This window comes from Pseudoalteromonas sp. GW168-MNA-CIBAN-0100 (assembly GCF_040309225.1).
Classification (GTDB): domain Bacteria; phylum Pseudomonadota; class Gammaproteobacteria; order Enterobacterales; family Alteromonadaceae; genus Pseudoalteromonas; species Pseudoalteromonas arctica.
The window spans coordinates 1-336 of the sequence record NZ_JBEOOL010000289.1; the positions used below are offsets into that span (position 1 = coordinate 1).

At 37.8% G+C, this 336-nt stretch carries 1 protein-coding gene; it reads right to left on the reverse strand.

Features of this window, described 5'->3' with window-relative positions:
- A partial coding sequence (locus tag AAEY62_RS21155; RefSeq protein ID WP_350636303.1) for a response regulator occupies positions 1–336 on the reverse strand: 336 nt, incomplete at both ends.

A 336-nucleotide genomic window follows, 5' to 3' on the forward strand; every position in this document is an offset into this window, starting at 1 on the left:
GTGGTGTGTTGTTGCGCTTACTTTTACGCCATTCACGAGATAAGTTTTCGTCTAGGTTGCGTCTATTGGGTATTTCGGTTAGGCCATCAATCGAAGCTAACATTTCAAGCAAATCATTTTTTTGCTTAATAAGCAGTTGATTACGTACTCTTACGCGCACAATTGATGAACAAAATGGCTTAGTTATATAATCCATTGCACCTAGTTCTAAACCTTTAGACTCGTCATCATGGCTGCTATTTGCCGATATAAAAATAACCGGGATCATTTGCGTTGCTGAATCTTCTTTTAATTTAACCAGTACTTCGTAGCCATTCATTCCTGGCATAACAATAT